Origin of the sequence: Klebsiella sp. MBT K-1, from assembly GCF_002556465.1 — a bacterium.
GTDB classification, from domain to species: Bacteria; Pseudomonadota; Gammaproteobacteria; order Enterobacterales; family Enterobacteriaceae; genus Klebsiella; species Klebsiella grimontii.
The window spans coordinates 47,439-61,714 of sequence record NZ_PDEL01000023.1 but is presented as its reverse complement, the minus strand read 5'-3'; the positions used below and the strand labels follow the sequence as shown (position 1 = coordinate 61,714).

The 14,276-nt window shown below is 58.4% G+C and carries 16 protein-coding genes and 1 other annotated feature; of the genes, 11 read left to right on the top strand and 5 right to left on the bottom strand.

Annotated elements, in window-relative coordinates; all coding sequences use genetic code 11:
• Positions 1-59: 59 nt before the first annotated feature.
• Positions 60-1,466, top strand: coding sequence for a nitrogenase cofactor biosynthesis protein NifB (nifB, locus tag CMQ96_RS26010; RefSeq protein WP_024360016.1), 1,407 nt, complete (start codon positions 60-62; stop codon positions 1,464-1,466).
• A complete protein-coding gene (locus CMQ96_RS26005) occupies positions 1,466-1,969 on the top strand; it encodes a nitrogen fixation protein NifQ (protein ID WP_004138772.1) in 504 nt (167 codons plus the stop codon). Before nifB ends, CMQ96_RS26005 begins: the two co-directional genes overlap by 1 nt.
• Positions 1,970-2,043: 74 nt before the next feature.
• On the opposite strand, the gene CMQ96_RS26000 is transcribed toward CMQ96_RS26005, so the two are convergent.
• From CMQ96_RS26000 to CMQ96_RS25985, 4 genes are all read right to left on the bottom strand, one after another.
• On the bottom strand, positions 2,044-3,402 hold the full coding sequence (locus CMQ96_RS26000; RefSeq protein ID WP_004122426.1) for an APC family permease: 1,359 nt from the start codon (positions 3,400-3,402) through the stop codon (positions 2,044-2,046).
• A complete protein-coding gene (gene yoeI / locus CMQ96_RS29070) occupies positions 3,392-3,454 on the bottom strand; it encodes a membrane protein YoeI (RefSeq protein WP_096335043.1) in 63 nt (20 codons plus the stop codon). The genes CMQ96_RS26000 and yoeI overlap by 11 nt, the downstream gene beginning before the upstream one ends.
• A 235-nt stretch (positions 3,455-3,689) precedes the next feature.
• Complete coding sequence (locus CMQ96_RS25990; RefSeq protein WP_098067551.1) at positions 3,690-4,580, bottom strand: LysR family transcriptional regulator; 891 nt, start codon at positions 4,578-4,580, stop codon at positions 3,690-3,692.
• A gap of 38 nt (positions 4,581-4,618) precedes the next feature.
• A complete protein-coding gene (locus CMQ96_RS25985; RefSeq protein WP_049099674.1) occupies positions 4,619-5,443 on the bottom strand; it encodes an SDR family oxidoreductase in 825 nt (274 codons plus the stop codon).
• Positions 5,444-5,618: 175 nt separating this feature from the next.
• Here CMQ96_RS25985 and hisL point away from each other — a divergent pair, with 175 nt between their 5' ends.
• The 9 genes from hisL to hisIE all read left to right on the top strand — a co-directional run bounded on the left by hisL (position 5,619) and on the right by hisIE (position 12,858).
• Entirely contained in the window at positions 5,619-5,669 is a 51-nt protein-coding gene (gene hisL / locus CMQ96_RS28505; protein WP_009654477.1) for a his operon leader peptide, read from the top strand.
• Positions 5,645-5,767: a sequence feature (His leader region), on the top strand. (Overlaps the previous gene by 25 nt.)
• A 47-nt stretch (positions 5,768-5,814) precedes the next feature.
• Entirely contained in the window at positions 5,815-6,714 is a 900-nt protein-coding gene (hisG, locus tag CMQ96_RS25980) for an ATP phosphoribosyltransferase (protein WP_004138766.1), read from the top strand.
• Between the two features lie 39 nt (positions 6,715-6,753).
• Positions 6,754-8,058, top strand: a complete 1,305-nt coding sequence (gene hisD, locus CMQ96_RS25975; RefSeq protein ID WP_024360019.1) for a histidinol dehydrogenase — start codon at positions 6,754-6,756, stop codon at positions 8,056-8,058.
• On the top strand, positions 8,055-9,116 hold the full coding sequence (hisC, locus tag CMQ96_RS25970) for a histidinol-phosphate transaminase (protein WP_004138764.1): 1,062 nt from the start codon (positions 8,055-8,057) through the stop codon (positions 9,114-9,116). Before hisD ends, hisC begins: the two co-directional genes overlap by 4 nt.
• Positions 9,113-10,180: a bifunctional histidinol-phosphatase/imidazoleglycerol-phosphate dehydratase HisB gene (gene hisB, locus CMQ96_RS25965; protein WP_024360021.1), complete on the top strand. Its 1,068-nt coding sequence runs from the start codon at positions 9,113-9,115 to the stop codon at positions 10,178-10,180. Before hisC ends, hisB begins: the two co-directional genes overlap by 4 nt.
• Positions 10,180-10,770 carry an imidazole glycerol phosphate synthase subunit HisH gene (hisH, locus tag CMQ96_RS25960; protein WP_004122439.1) on the top strand — a complete coding sequence of 197 codons (591 nt, stop codon included), beginning with the start codon at positions 10,180-10,182 and terminating at the stop codon, positions 10,768-10,770. Before hisB ends, hisH begins: the two co-directional genes overlap by 1 nt.
• On the top strand, positions 10,770-11,507 hold the full coding sequence (gene hisA / locus CMQ96_RS25955) for a 1-(5-phosphoribosyl)-5-[(5-phosphoribosylamino)methylideneamino]imidazole-4-carboxamide isomerase (RefSeq protein ID WP_049089485.1): 738 nt from the start codon (positions 10,770-10,772) through the stop codon (positions 11,505-11,507). Before hisH ends, hisA begins: the two co-directional genes overlap by 1 nt.
• Positions 11,489-12,265, top strand: coding sequence for an imidazole glycerol phosphate synthase subunit HisF (gene hisF / locus CMQ96_RS25950; RefSeq protein WP_004122444.1), 777 nt, complete (start codon positions 11,489-11,491; stop codon positions 12,263-12,265). Before hisA ends, hisF begins: the two co-directional genes overlap by 19 nt.
• Positions 12,259-12,858 carry a bifunctional phosphoribosyl-AMP cyclohydrolase/phosphoribosyl-ATP diphosphatase HisIE gene (gene hisIE / locus CMQ96_RS25945; protein WP_004122447.1) on the top strand — a complete coding sequence of 200 codons (600 nt, stop codon included), beginning with the start codon at positions 12,259-12,261 and terminating at the stop codon, positions 12,856-12,858. The genes hisF and hisIE overlap by 7 nt, the downstream gene beginning before the upstream one ends.
• Positions 12,859-12,941: 83 nt before the next feature.
• Here hisIE and CMQ96_RS25940 read toward each other — a convergent pair whose 3' ends face one another.
• The gene (locus CMQ96_RS25940; protein WP_098067550.1) at positions 12,942-14,261 is read right to left on the bottom strand and encodes a glycosyltransferase family 2 protein; all 1,320 of its coding nucleotides are present in this window, start codon (positions 14,259-14,261) and stop codon (positions 12,942-12,944) included.
• Positions 14,262-14,276 lie beyond the last annotated feature (15 nt).

Sequence of the window (14,276 nt, the reverse complement as noted above, 5' to 3'; positions counted from 1 at the left end):
TTAACCTCTGGTACAGCATTTGCAGCAGGAAGGTATCGCCCAACCACGAAGGTACGACCATGACTTCCTGCTCCTCTTTTTCTGGCGGCAAAGCCTGCCGCCCGGCGGATGACAGCGCATTGACGCCGCTTGTGGCCGATAAAGCTGCCGCGCACCCCTGCTACTCTCGCCATGGGCATCACCGTTTCGCGCGGATGCATCTGCCCGTCGCGCCCGCCTGCAATTTGCAGTGCAACTACTGTAATCGCAAATTCGATTGCAGCAACGAGTCCCGCCCCGGGGTATCGTCAACGCTGCTGACGCCTGAACAGGCGGTCGTGAAAGTGCGTCAGGTCGCGCAGGCGATCCCGCAGCTTTCGGTGGTGGGCATCGCCGGGCCCGGCGATCCGCTCGCCAATATCGCCCGCACCTTTCGCACCCTGGAGCTGATCCGCGAACAGCTGCCGGACCTGAAATTATGCCTGTCGACCAACGGACTGATGCTGCCTGACGCGGTGGACCGCCTGCTGGATGTCGGCGTTGACCACGTCACGGTCACCATTAACACCCTCGACGCGGAGATTGCCGCGCAAATCTACGCCTGGCTATGGCTGGACGGCGAACGCTACAGCGGGCGCGAAGCGGGAGAGATCCTGATTGCCCGTCAGCTTGAGGGCGTACGCAGGCTGACCGCCAAAGGCGTGCTGGTGAAAATAAATTCGGTGCTGATCCCCGGTATCAACGATAGCGGCATGGCCGACGTGAGCCGCGCGCTGCGGGCCAGCGGCGCGTTTATCCATAATATTATGCCGCTGATCGCCAGGCCGGAGCACGGCACGGTGTTTGGCCTCAACGGCCAGCCGGAGCCGGACGCCGAGACGCTCGCCGCCACCCGCGGCCGGTGCGGCGAAGTGATGCCGCAGATGACCCACTGCCACCAGTGTCGCGCCGACGCCATTGGGATGCTCGGCGAAGACCGCAGCCAGCAGTTTACCCAGCTTCCGGCGCCAGAGAGTCTCCCGGCCTGGCTGCCGATCCTCCACCAGCGCGCGCAGCTGCACGCCAGCATTGCGACCCGCGGCGAATCTGAAGCCGATGACGCCTGCCTGGTCGCCGTGGCGTCAAGCCGCGGGGACGTCATTGATTGTCACTTTGGTCACGCCGACCGGTTCTACATTTACAGCCTCTCGGCCGCCGGTATGGTGCTGGTCAACGAGCGCTTTACGCCCAAATATTGTCAGGGGCGCGATGACTGCGAGCCGCAGGATAACGCAGCCCGGTTTGCGGCGATCCTCGAACTGCTGGCGGACGTTAAAGCCGTATTCTGCGTGCGTATCGGCCATACGCCGTGGCAACAGCTGGAACAGGAAGGCATTGAACCCTGCGTTGACGGCGCGTGGCGGCCGGTCTCCGAAGTGCTGCCCGCGTGGTGGCAACAGCGTCGGGGGAGCTGGCCTGCCGCGTTGCCGCATAAGGGGGTCGCCTGATGCCGCCGCTCGACTGGTTGCGGCGCTTATGGCTGCTGTACCACGCGGGGAAAGGCAGCTTTCCGCTGCGCATGGGGCTTAGCCCGCGCGATTGGCAGGCGCTGCGCCGGCGCCTGGGCGAGGTGGAAACGCCGCTCGACGGCGAGACGCTCACCCGTCGCCGCCTGATGGCGGAGCTCAACGCCACCCGCGAAGAGGAGCGCCAGCAGCTGGGCGCCTGGCTGGCGGGCTGGATGCAGCAAGATGCCGGGCCGATGGCGCAGATTATCGCCGAGGTTTCGCTGGCGTTTAACCATCTCTGGCAGGATCTTGGTCTGGCATCGCGCGCCGAATTGCGCCTGCTGATGAGCGACTGCTTTCCACAGCTGGTGGTGATGAACGAACACAATATGCGCTGGAAAAAGTTCTTTTATCGTCAGCGCTGTTTGCTGCAGCAGGGGGAAGTTATCTGCCGTTCGCCAAGCTGCGACGAGTGCTGGGAACGCAGCGCCTGTTTTGAGTAGCCGTTTCCCGAAGGGGGCGCTGCAAACAAAAAAGCCGGAGGTTTCCCTCCGGCTTTTCACATCATCAAATGTGATTATGCGACGTCTTCGTACTGCGGCACCGGGTTGCGGAAGCTTTTGGTCACGCAGGCCAGGTAGACCAGACCAATACCGCCCCAGATCAGGCCGAGAACCATGGAGCTCTCTTCGAGGTTAATCCACAGTGCGCCGACGGTCAGCGCGCCGCAGACCGGCAGAATCAGATAGTTGAAGTGGTCTTTCAGCGTTTTGTTGCGCTTTTCACGGATCCAGAACTGGGAGATCACCGACAGGTTAACGAAGGTGAACGCCACCAGCGCGCCGAAGTTAATCAGCGCCGTCGCCGTGACGAGGTCGAATTTAATCGCCAGCAGCGCGATCGCGCCAACCAGCAGCACGTTCCATGCCGGAGTACGCCATTTCGGATGCACGTAGCCGAAGAAACGCGTCGGGAACACGCCGTCGCGGCCCATCACGTACATCAGACGGGAAACGCCCGCATGCGCGGCCATGCCGGATGCCAGTACGGTAACGCTGGAGAAAATCAGCACGCCCCACTGGAAGGTTTTGCCCGCCACGTACAGCATGATTTCAGGCTGCGAGGCGTCCGGATCTTTAAAGCGCGAGATGTCCGGGAAGTACAGCTGCAGGAAGTAGGAAGCGCCGATAAAGATCAGGCCGCCAATCAGCGCGGTCAGGAAGATAGCCTTCGGGATCACGCGCTCCGCGTCTTTGGTCTCTTCAGACAGCGAAGAGATGCCGTCGAAGCCGAGGAACGAGAAGCACAGGATGGTCGCGCCGGTAATCATCGGCACCACGTGCGCGCCTTCAGACCAGAATGGACGGGTGCTGGTCAGCGTGCCCGCGCCTTCGCCGTGCATAACGCCGTAGATAATCAGGCCAACAATCACCGCCACGATACCCATCTGCAGGATAACGATCAGGGTATTGAAGTTCGCCACGGTCTTGATGCTGCGCAGGTTGGAGATGGTCATAAAGGCCACCAGCGCGACAACGAAGATCCACGAAGGAATAGAAGGCACCAGCGCTTCAAAATAAATTTTGGCCAGCAGAATGTTGATCATCGGCATGAACAGGTAGTCCAGCAGCGATGACCAGCCCACCATAAAGCCGACGGCCGGGCTAATGGATTTCTGCGCGTAGGTATAGGCGGAACCCGCCGACGGGAAACGGCGAACCAGTTTACCGTAGCTCAGCGCCGTGAAGAGAATGGCGATCAGCGCGAAGGCGTAAGCCGTCGCTACGTGACCATCAGTCAATCCAGAGACGATACCAAACGTATCGAACAGCGTCATCGGCTGCATATAGGCCAGGCCCATCATGACAACCGGAATCAACGTAAGCGTTTTACGTAATTCCACGCGAGAGGTTTTTGGAGTAGCGTTATGCGACATAGTTATCCCCTTTTACGGTGAACGCCAGCGCGTAAGCAAAAAATTGCCCCATTTCTTTGTATTCCTCAGCGACAACCACTGTCGGTTTTTAGTAAATATCTATCCGGTACGAAGCCCGGCCTCTTGGTATTGAATGATGTGTCTTTCAACCAAAAAAATAACCGACACTTTAAAAAAGCGTCGGCCAGTTTCTGATTTTCAGGACGCGTATTTTGCAACAACTGCTGGCCCGATGACAAGATGTTACAAGGCTTAATAATCTTGGTAATTCTCTAACAGATTAATATTCATACGATTTTAGTATTATAGACCTGATGGATAGCACTATTTGCTAATATCTCCTTTCGCCACCACTCGCCCGCCTGCCCGCAAACGTCTTCATTCCAGCCTATCCATGCGCGATTGACCGGTTCGGGGACCGTCGTTTTTATTATCAGTAGCTCGCCGCGGGCGATTAAAGGCTGCACCTGAAATAGCGGTAAATAACTCCAGCCCAGTCCGGCGCACAGCAGCATCAGCTGGGCGGAAAGATCGAATACCGTCAGGCTCTCCTGACCGTCGGCCTGCGGCCACGCGCCGTCGGTGGTAATCGCGCGATGGCGGCGCAGCGTCCGCCAGCCCACAGGACCGGCAATCTGCGCAAGCGGATGCTGGGGCGCAACGACAAACGCCTGCGCCCCCTCCCCCAGTAGAACAGAGCCGTAGCCGCTGAGCGCCGGGGGGTCGCCCAGCGCGCCGAGCAGAAGATCCGCCCGCCCTTCCACCAGCGTCTGCCAGTTTGCGCCGAGGGTATCGCGGCGGAATTCAAGACGGGTGGCGTGATGCTGGCGATAAAACGCCGCGATCGACGGGGCCAGCAGCGAGAACGGAAAGGTAGCGTCGACGTTGAGTATCAGCGCATTTTCCCAGCCCTGATGCAGCCTGACGGCCTGCTTTTCCAGTTCGCGGGCGGTGTGCAGCACGTCGCGCCCCTTTTCCAGCAGCATCTGCCCGGTACGGGTGAAGCGCGCCCGGTGGCCGCTGCGGTCGAGAAGTTGAATATTGAGATCGCTTTCCAGCTTATGAATGGTATAGCTCAGCGCCGACGGCGTTTTATAGAGCTTCGCCGAGGCGGCGGCAAAGCTGCCCTCTTTGTCGAGGGCATCAAGAATGACGAGCACATCCAGCAGTGGTTTCATCGCTACCCCCTTACGGTACGCGATTCACCGCTGGCGCATTACTCCATCGGCATCACCAGCGGGTCGGGGTACTGGTACTCAAATCCCAGTTCGTTGCAAATACGGCTGCCATCCACGATCTTGCCGCTACCGTTCTCCGGGTTATCAGAGAATACGGGGACGGGAAGCCCAAGCTCGCGGGCCATCTGCGGATAAAAGACGCCGCGCGCGGGATGCTTAGGCGCACATATATTATAGATGCGCCCGCCTTTCGGAGCCTGCAATAACAGTTCGATCGCGGCGATCACATCCTGGAGATGCACCAGATTGACGCCGTGCTGGCCGTCCGGCGCGGATTTCCCGGCAAAGAAGCGCCCCGGATGACGGGACGGCCCCACCAGCCCGGCGAGGCGCAGAATGTCCACCGAGGTGCCGGGAAGGTTATGCAGCCAGTCCTCCAACTCTTTCAGCACCCGTCCGCTGGCGGTTTGCGGGTTACGGGGGGAGTTCTCCTTTAGCGTGCCGCTGGCGTTGCCGTAAACCGACGTTGAGCTGGTGAATATGATGCGCGGCACGTGATGCGCCAGCGCGGTATCAACGATTTCCTGTACCGCCTGAAGGTAAAAGTCCTCGCCGGGACCGGTCCGCCGCGCCGGTAAAGTAATCACCAGCGCGTCGACGTTCATTAAGGCATCCAGATCCTCGGTGTCGCAGACCAGCTGCGGCTCCAGACGCAGCGGATAGCTGTCGATGCCGCACATCCGCGCCGCCTCCACGCCATCCTGCGTGGTCTTACTGCCGGTCACCTGCCATCCCCGCGACATCAACGACAGCGCAAGCGGCATACCCAGCCATCCTAAACCTACAATCGCGACCTTCTTCATCCCCTTGCTCCTGACTTTTCGCTGTGCTGACTTAAGGCTACGCCAGCCGGCGGCAACTGACAATTTCTTCGGTCAATATGAAATGAATTAATGATAGAAAAAAGCCCTTGCTTTATGCGAGTAAAGTGGTTTAGGTTAAAAGGCATCAAATGCATAGTCATTCACAGAGAATTTTATGAACAGCGTTCAATTTAAAAACCACCATCATCACCATCATCCTGACTAGTCTTTCAGGCGATGTGTGCTGGAAGACGTTTGGATCTTCCAGTGGTGCATGAACGCAAAGAGAGCCCCCGGAAGATTCGCTTCCGGGGGCTTTTTTTTGGACCGAATTCGGACAGATTCAGACAGGGTTACAGAGGAAAATAAGAATGTTAGACAACAGCCGTTTACGCATAGCTATTCAGAAATCAGGGCGTTTAAGCGAAGATTCACGCGAATTACTCAGCCGCTGCGGCATCAAAGTGAATCTGCACACCCAGCGCCTGATCGCGCTGGCGGAAAATATGCCTATCGATATTCTGCGCGTGCGAGATGACGATATTCCGGGCCTTATCATGGACGGCGTGGTCGATTTGGGGATTATCGGCGAAAACGTGCTGGAAGAAGAACTGCTGAGCCGCCGCGCTCAGGGCGAAGATCCGCGCTACTTCACCCTGCGCCGTCTCGACTTCGGCGGCTGCCGCCTGTCGCTGGCGACCCCGGCGGATGAACCCTGGGACGGCCCGGCGATGCTTAACGGCAAACGCATCGCCACCTCCTACCCGCACCTGCTGAAGCGCTACCTTGACCAGAAAGGCATCTCGTTCAAATCCTGCCTGCTGAACGGCTCGGTTGAAGTGGCCCCGCGCGCCGGTCTGGCTGACGCGATCTGCGACCTGGTCTCAACCGGCGCGACACTCGAAGCGAACGGCCTGCGCGAAGTGGAAGTGATGTTCCGCTCCAAAGCCTGCCTGATCCAGCGCGACGGCGAGATGGCCGATAGCAAACAGCAGCTGATTGACCGCCTGCTAACCCGTATTCAGGGCGTGATTCAGGCCCGCGAATCAAAATACATCATGATGCACGCGCCGACCGAACGCCTGGAAGAAGTCATCGCCCTGCTGCCCGGCGCCGAGCGCCCGACCATTCTGCCGCTGGCCGGCGACAAGCAGCGCGTGGCGATGCACATGGTGAGCAGCGAAACCCTGTTCTGGGAAACCATGGAAAAACTGAAAGCGCTGGGCGCCAGCTCCATTCTGGTCCTGCCGATTGAGAAGATGATGGAGTAATCCGGCGGGTCGGTCACGGGATAAACAGGGGAAACAACCATGAGCTTCAACACAATTATCGACTGGAACGGCTGTAGCGCAGAACAACAGCAACAACTCTTAACGCGCCCGGCCATTTCCGCCTCCGGGAGCATCAGCAAGACGGTGTCGGAGATCCTCACTAACGTCAAAGACAACGGCGATGCGGCCCTGCGTGAATACAGCGCGAAATTCGACAAAACCGACGTCAAGGCGCTGAAGGTTAGCGACGAAGAGATTGCCGCCGCCGGCGCGCGCCTGAGCGACGAGCTCAAGCAGGCGATGGCCGTGGCGGTCAAAAATATCGAAACCTTCCACAACGCGCAGCAACTGCAGGCCGTGGATGTTGAAACCCTGCCGGGCGTGCGCTGCCAGCAGGTGACCCGCCCTATCGCCTCCGTCGGCTTATATATTCCCGGCGGCTCGGCGCCGCTGTTCTCAACGGTGCTGATGCTCGCAACGCCGGCGCGCATCGCCGGCTGCCAGCAGGTGGTGCTGTGCTCGCCGCCGCCGATTGCTGATGAAATCCTTTATGCCGCCCAGCTGTGCGGCGTGCGCAATATCTTTAACGTCGGCGGCGCGCAGGCGATTGCCGCCCTGGCGTTCGGCACCGAATCGGTGGCGAAGGTCGATAAAATCTTTGGCCCTGGCAACGCCTTCGTGACCGAAGCCAAGCGCCAGGTGAGCCAGCGTCTTGACGGCGCGGCTATCGATATGCCCGCCGGGCCGTCGGAAGTGCTGGTGATCGCCGACAGCGGCGCCACCCCGGATTTCGTCGCGTCCGACCTGCTTTCCCAGGCCGAGCACGGCCCGGATTCGCAGGTGATCCTGCTGACGCCGGATAGCGAGATGGCCACCCGCGTCGCGCAAGCCGTTGAGCGCCAGCTGGCCGCGCTGTCCCGGGCGGAAACCGCCCGCGGCGCGCTTTCCGCCAGCCGCATCATCGTGGCGCGCGATATCGCCCAGTGCGTGGCGATTTCCAACCAGTACGGCCCGGAGCACCTGATTATTCAGACCCGTAACGCCCGCGAACTGGTCGACGGTATCACCAGCGCCGGTTCGGTATTTCTCGGCGACTGGTCGCCGGAATCCGCCGGTGATTACGCCTCCGGCACCAACCACGTGCTGCCGACCTACGGCTACACCGCGACCTGCTCCAGCCTCGGCCTGGCGGATTTCCAGAAACGTATGACCGTGCAGGAGCTGTCGCGCGACGGGTTTGCCGCCCTCGCCTCAACGATTGAAATTCTGGCCGCCGCCGAGCGCCTGGACGCCCACAAAAACGCCGTTACGCTGCGCGTCGCAGCCCTTAAGGAGCAAGCATGAGCATTGAAGATTTAGCCCGCGCCAACGTCCGCGCGCTGACGCCGTATCAATCAGCTCGCCGTCTCGGGGGTAAAGGCGACGTCTGGCTGAACGCCAACGAATTCCCTACCGCGGTAGAGTTCCAGCTGACCGAGCAGACGATGAACCGTTACCCGGAACCGCAGCCGAAAGCGGTCATTGAACGCTACGCACAGTATGCGGGCGTCAAGCCGGAGCAGGTGCTGGTCAGTCGCGGCGCCGACGAAGGTATTGAACTGCTGATCCGCGCGTTCTGCGAGCCGGGCCAGGACGCGGTGCTCTATTGCCCGCCGACCTACGGCATGTACAGCGTCAGCGCCGAAACCATCGGCGTGACCTGCCGCACGGTGCCGACGCTCGCCGACTGGCAGCTGGATCTGCCGGGCATCGCGGCCAATCTCGACGGCGTGAAAGTGGTTTTCGTTTGTAGCCCGAATAACCCGACCGGGCAGATTATCAACCCGAAAGATTTTCGTACCCTGCTGGAGATGACGCGCGGCAAAGCCATCGTGGTCGCGGATGAAGCCTATATCGAATTCTGCCCGCAGGCGACGCTGGCGACCTGGCTGAACGAGTATCCGCACCTGGCGATTCTGCGTACCCTCTCCAAGGCCTTCGCCCTGGCTGGCCTGCGCTGCGGTTTCACTCTCGCCAACGCCGAGGTGATTAACGTGCTGATGAAGGTTATCGCGCCTTATCCGCTCTCCACGCCGGTGGCCGATATCGCCGCCCAGGCGCTCAGCGCGGAAGGCATTGCCGCCATGCGGGCGCGCGTGGCGCAGATCCTCGCCGAACGCGATTATCTGGTAAGCCAGCTGCGCGGCATTGCCTGCGTTGAAGAGGTGTTCGATTCCGAGAGCAACTACGTTCTGGCGCGGATCGTCGCCTCCAGCGCGGTGTTTAAATCTTTGTGGGATCAGGGCATTATCTTACGTGACCAGAATAAACAACCTTCATTAAGCGGCTGTTTGCGTATCACTATCGGTACCCGTGCAGAGAGCCAGCGCGTCATTGACGCTTTGACTGCGGAGAATGTATGACCCAGAAGTTTCTCTTTATTGACCGTGACGGTACGCTGATTTCCGAGCCACCGGTTGATTTTCAGGTAGACCGCTTCGATAAGCTGGCGTTTGAGCCGCAGGTGATCCCGGCCCTGCTCAAGCTGCAGCAGGAAGGGTACAAGCTGGTGATGATCACCAACCAGGATGGGTTGGGAACCGCCAGCCTGCCGCAGGACGAGTTCGACGGCCCGCACAACCTGATGATGCAGATTTTCGCCTCCCAGGGCGTCAACTTTGACGAAGTGCTGATTTGCCCACATCTCCCGACGGATAACTGCGACTGCCGCAAACCGAAAACCAGGCTGGTGCTGCCGTGGCTGGAACAAGGGGTGATGGACACCGCCCACAGCTACGTGATTGGCGACCGCGCGACCGATATTCAGCTGGCGGATAACATGGGCATTACCGGCCTGCGCTATGACCGCGAACAGCTGGACTGGCCGACCATTTGCGAACAGCTGACCCGCCGCGACCGCTACGCCCACGTTGAGCGCATCACCAAAGAGACCCAGGTGGATGTGAAAGTGTGGCTGGACCGCGAAGGCGGCAGCAAAATCTCTACCGGCGTCGGTTTCTTCGATCATATGCTTGACCAAATCGCTACCCACGGCGGCTTCCGCCTGGAGGTTAACGTTGGCGGCGATCTGTATATCGACGATCACCACACCGTGGAAGATACCGGGCTGGCGCTGGGCGAAGCGCTGAAGCTGGCGCTCGGCGATAAGCGCGGCATCGGCCGTTTCGGCTTTGTGCTGCCGATGGACGAATGTCTGGCCCGCTGCGCGCTGGATATCTCCGGCCGCCCGCACCTTGAATATAAAGCCGACTTTACCTATCAGCGCGTTGGCGATCTGAGCACCGAGATGGTGGAACACTTCTTCCGCTCGCTCTCCTATACCATGGCGGTCACTCTGCACCTGAAAACCAAGGGCAAAAACGACCACCACCGCGTAGAGAGCCTGTTTAAGGCCTTCGGCCGCACGCTACGCCAGGCGATTCGCGTCCAGGGCGACACGCTGCCGTCTTCGAAAGGGGTACTTTGATGAACGTGGTGATCCTCGATACCGGCTGCGCCAACCTCAATTCGGTGAAATCCGCGGTGAGCCGCCACGGCTACGAGCCGCAGGTCAGCCGCGACCCGGATGTGGTGCTGCGCGCCGATAAGCTGTTTCTACCGGGGGTCGGAACGGCTCAGGCGGCGATGGACCAGCTGCGCGAGCGCGAGTTAATCGAACTGATTAAAGCCTGTACCCAGCCGGTGCTGGGCATTTGCCTCGGCATGCAGCTGCTGGGAAAACGCAGCGAAGAGAACAACGGCGTCGACCTGCTGGGCATTATCGAGCAGGACGTGCCGAAAATGACCGACCACGGCCTGCCGCTGCCGCATATGGGCTGGAACCAGGTGTATGCCAAAGCGGGCGATCGTCTGTTTCGCGGTATTGAAGACGGGGCGTATTTTTACTTCGTCCACAGCTACGCGATGCCGGTCAACGTCAATACCATCGCCCAGTGCAGCTACGGCGAGGCCTTCACCGCGGCGGTACAAAAAGATAACTTTTTTGGCGTCCAGTTCCACCCTGAACGCTCCGGTAGCGCCGGGGCGCAGCTGCTGAAAAACTTCCTGGAGATGTGATGATCATTCCTGCTTTAGATTTAATTGACGGCACGGTCGTCCGTCTCCATCAGGGCGATTATGGCCAGCAGCGCGACTACGGCAACGATCCGCTGCCGCGCCTGCAATCCTATGCCGCGCAAGGGGCCGAAGTGCTGCATCTCGTCGATCTGACCGGGGCGAAAGATCCGGCGAAGCGCCAGATCCCGCTGCTGAAAACGCTGGTTGCCGGCGTAAATGTGCCGGTGCAGGTTGGCGGCGGCGTGCGGACGGAAGAAGACGTGGCCGCCCTGCTTGAAGCGGGCGTGGCGCGCGTGGTGGTGGGTTCGACGGCGGTGAAGTCGCCGGAAGTGGTGAAAGGCTGGTTTAAACGTTTTGGCCCGCAGCATCTGGTGCTGGCGCTTGATGTGCGGATCGACGCGGAAGGCCGCAAGCAGGTGGCGGTCAGCGGCTGGCAGGAGAACTCCGGCGTGACCCTGGAAGAACTGGTGGAGAGCTATCAGTCCGTCGGCCTGCAGCACGTGCTGTGCACCGATATTTCCCGCGACGGGACGCTGGCTGGGTCGAACGTCTCGCTGTATGAAGAAGTCTGCGCCCGCTATCCGCAGGTGGCGTTTCAGTCTTCCGGCGGCATTGGCGATCTCAATGATATCGCCGCGCTGCGCGGAACCGGAGTGCGCGGGGTGATTGTCGGCCGGGCGCTGCTGGAAGGTAAATTTAACGTAACGGAGGCCATTCAATGCTGGCAAAACGGATAATCCCCTGTCTTGACGTTCGCGACGGCCAGGTAGTGAAAGGCGTGCAGTTCCGTAATCACGAAATCATCGGCGATATCGTCCCGCTGGCTAAACGCTATGCCGACGAAGGCGCGGATGAGCTGGTGTTCTACGATATCACCGCCTCCAGCGACGGCCGCGTGGTGGATAAAAGCTGGGTGTCGCGGGTCGCGGAAGTGATCGACATTCCGTTCTGCGTTGCCGGCGGCATTAAGTCGCTGGACGATGCGGCGCAAATCCTCTCCTTCGGCGCGGATAAAATCTCCATCAACTCCCCTGCCCTGGCGGATCCGACGCTGATTACCCGCCTGGCCGATCGGTTCGGCGTGCAGTGTATTGTGGTGGGCATTGATACCTGGTTTGACGCCGCGAGCGGCAAGTATCACGTCAACCAGTATACCGGCGATGAGAGCCGGACGCGGGTGACGCAGTGGGAAACCCTGGACTGGGTGCAGGAAGTGCAAAAGCGCGGGGCCGGCGAGATCGTCCTCAATATGATGAACCAGGACGGCGTGCGTAACGGCTACGATCTGGAGCAGTTAAGCAAGGTGCGCGCCGTGTGCCGCGTGCCGCTGATTGCCTCCGGCGGCGCGGGCACTATGGAGCACTTCCTGGAAGCCTTCCGCGACGCTAACGTCGACGGCGCGCTGGCCGCCTCGGTGTTCCACAAGCAAATTATCAACATTGGCGAACTGAAAACGTACCTGGCAGCACAGGGCGTGGAGATTAGGGTATGTTAAGTGAACAGCTGGATTGGCAAAAAACCGACGGTCTGATGCCGGTCATCGTGCAGCACGCCGTCTCTGGTGAAGTGCTGATGCTGGGCTATATGAATCAGGATGCGCTGGCGAAAACCGAAGAAACCGGCAAAGTAACCTTTTATTCGCGGACCAAACAGCGTCTGTGGACCAAGGGGGAAACGTCGGGCAATTTCCTCAACGTGGTGAGCATCACCCCGGATTGCGATAACGATACCCTGCTGGCGCTGGTCAATCCGATTGGCCCAACCTGCCATAAAGGCACCTCAAGCTGCTTTGGCGAAACCGGCCATCAGTGGCTGTTCTTATATCAGCTGGAGCAGCTGCTGGCGGAACGCAAGCACGCCGACCCGGAGAGTTCGTATACCGCGAAGCTGTACGCCAGCGGAACCAAGCGGATAGCGCAGAAGGTGGGAGAAGAAGGCGTGGAGACCGCGCTGGCCGCAACGGTGCATGACCAGTTCGAGCTGAAGAATGAAGCGTCGGATTTGATGTATCACCTGCTGGTGCTGCTGCAGGATCAGGGACTGAATTTGACGGATGTGGTGGAAAACCTGCGGAGCAGGCATAAGTAAGTTATCAAAGGGAGGCGGCATAACGCCTCCCTTGCAATATAACCCTCGCCAGCGCGCTGGTTGATATCACCTGTTTAGCGTCGTCATGGCTTTTTTCGCGCCGCTATCGCTTTGACGACCCTTAATGGTTTCGTCATTTTCCATGACAAAGATGAAACCAAATCGCTATAGCGCTGAGTCAGCTCCTGGAGCTCATTGTGGACGCTGAGTAATTTCTGCTGTTGCGTGTGATGCTCGTTCTCTAAACGCGTTTTTAGCTGTTCAAATTCGTGGATAAGCGTGGTTTTATCGCTCACTTGCGCCTTCAGGACATCAATTTCACTTCGCTGAGATAAAGTTGACTGTTTAAGCGAAGTGATTTCTTCCTGCAGCGTTGAATTCAACATATGTGCATGTTCAAGCTCGCGCAACACTCTGTCTTTCAGAGAAAAAATATACTCTTCCGCTGACTGATTAACGATCCGGCCATGCGCAGCTTTAATAAAGTCATCATAAAAGTCATCACGATCGATTTCTAAAGATAGGATGAACGACTTCACATCGTTGAAGAGCAGCTTAAAGGAAGGGCCCGAGATCGTATTTAAGTTCCACTCCAGAAAAACAACGGCGTAATTATTAAAATCACGACTTCTGGACGGCAGTAAATCACGATCTTTCATAAACGAACGTAGCGAAGTTAATGCCTCCAGCGCGCAGTGCCACGAGTGTGCCCTGGTGGCAGAAAGCGACTTCGCACGGTTGATCGTATGAGAGATTAAGATTTCATCAACCAGCGAGATGCGGTTTGCTAACAGCATGAAACCACTCACAAAGTACAGGTCGTTTGTGGTTCTCAGCGGTTGAAACTCCAGGCCCATTGCCAGAATAGCTTCGCGTCTGAAGAGCTTATCCCATGGCCACCATATAAAGGCTCTGAAAAAATCGTCAGCAATATCCCGTGAAGAGAAGACCTCTTTTTCAGGCAGTAAATCCTCCCGCGCGGACAAAGGCATGGGAGAATGAGTATTGGTTTGCAGATCGATTGACTGGCACCGACAGATAACAACATCCGTTTGCAGGGCCGTAGCCCGATCGGACATTCTCTTTAACATCTCTTTATCGGCGTAATCATCATCGTCGAGGAAAATAATGTATTCGCCGGTCGCTATACGTAAGCCGATATTTCGCGATTCGCCACCGCCGACGTTGCTCGGGTTGGTTATCACCCGGACTCGCGAATCCTCATCGGCTATTTTAGCGACAATATCCAGAGTATTATCGGTGGAATTATCGTTAACAATGATAATCTCAATCTCTTTTAAAGACTGGGTTAATACCGTATTAAGCGTTTCGGAAATATATTCCGCGGCGTTATGAACGGGGATGATAACGGAAACAATAACGTTACTTGATTCATCAGACATTCAATCACCTTCAAA

What these genes read in the sequence shown, in the direction of transcription:
- nifB (WP_024360016.1), top strand. Translation starts at nt 60, where the DNA reads ATGACTTCCTGCTCCTCTTTTTCTGGCGGCAAAGCCTGCCGCCCGGCG.
- CMQ96_RS26005 (WP_004138772.1), top strand. Translation starts at nt 1,466, where the DNA reads ATGCCGCCGCTCGACTGGTTGCGGCGCTTATGGCTGCTGTACCACGCG.
- CMQ96_RS26000 (WP_004122426.1), bottom strand. Translation starts at nt 3,402, where the DNA reads ATGTCGCATAACGCTACTCCAAAAACCTCTCGCGTGGAATTACGTAAA.
- CMQ96_RS25990 (WP_098067551.1), bottom strand. Translation starts at nt 4,580, where the DNA reads ATGAAACCACTGCTGGATGTGCTCGTCATTCTTGATGCCCTCGACAAA.
- CMQ96_RS25985 (WP_049099674.1), bottom strand. Translation starts at nt 5,443, where the DNA reads ATGAAGAAGGTCGCGATTGTAGGTTTAGGATGGCTGGGTATGCCGCTT.
- hisG (WP_004138766.1), top strand. Translation starts at nt 5,815, where the DNA reads ATGTTAGACAACAGCCGTTTACGCATAGCTATTCAGAAATCAGGGCGT.
- hisD (WP_024360019.1), top strand. Translation starts at nt 6,754, where the DNA reads ATGAGCTTCAACACAATTATCGACTGGAACGGCTGTAGCGCAGAACAA.
- hisC (WP_004138764.1), top strand. Translation starts at nt 8,055, where the DNA reads ATGAGCATTGAAGATTTAGCCCGCGCCAACGTCCGCGCGCTGACGCCG.
- hisB (WP_024360021.1), top strand. Translation starts at nt 9,113, where the DNA reads ATGACCCAGAAGTTTCTCTTTATTGACCGTGACGGTACGCTGATTTCC.
- hisH (WP_004122439.1), top strand. Translation starts at nt 10,180, where the DNA reads ATGAACGTGGTGATCCTCGATACCGGCTGCGCCAACCTCAATTCGGTG.
- hisA (WP_049089485.1), top strand. Translation starts at nt 10,770, where the DNA reads ATGATCATTCCTGCTTTAGATTTAATTGACGGCACGGTCGTCCGTCTC.
- hisF (WP_004122444.1), top strand. Translation starts at nt 11,489, where the DNA reads ATGCTGGCAAAACGGATAATCCCCTGTCTTGACGTTCGCGACGGCCAG.
- hisIE (WP_004122447.1), top strand. Translation starts at nt 12,259, where the DNA reads ATGTTAAGTGAACAGCTGGATTGGCAAAAAACCGACGGTCTGATGCCG.
- CMQ96_RS25940 (WP_098067550.1), bottom strand. Translation starts at nt 14,261, where the DNA reads ATGTCTGATGAATCAAGTAACGTTATTGTTTCCGTTATCATCCCCGTT.